Raw genomic sequence first — 409 nt, forward strand, 5'->3', positions numbered from 1 at the left:
TTATCGAAATTTATCTCAGGCACGATATCGGATCGGTCAAACCCGCGCTACTTCATGGGGCTTGGCTTAATCGCGACAGGCTTGATCAATATAGCGTTTGGCTTTTCTAGTTCTTTGGCGGCTTTTATCTTGCTTTGGGTACTGAATGCATGGTTCCAAGGTTGGGGCTGGCCATCGTGTTCTAAGTTATTGACGACTTGGTATTCTCGCTCCGAAAGAGGCTCTCGCTGGGCAATCTGGAATACAGCACACAACGTGGGTGGGGCGCTAATTCCTATTCTTGTGGGTTATCTGACGCTGCAATTCAGTTGGCGAGCGGGGTTTATTTGGCCGGGTGTGATTGGCGTATTTATCGGTCTTATCGTTTGTTGGCGTTTGCGTGATAAGCCCACCACCATGGGACTTCCGA

General features: G+C 49.4%; 1 protein-coding gene. It reads left to right on the top strand.

Annotation, left to right across the window (positions count from 1 at the left end; translation table 11 throughout):
- The coding region (locus tag AB4486_RS27780) for an MFS transporter (protein WP_372120028.1) at positions 1–409 on the top strand (409 nt) is incomplete at both ends.

It is taken from the genome of Vibrio sp. 10N.222.55.C6, assembly GCF_041473395.1.
Lineage (GTDB): Bacteria > Pseudomonadota > Gammaproteobacteria > Enterobacterales > Vibrionaceae > Vibrio > Vibrio crassostreae_C.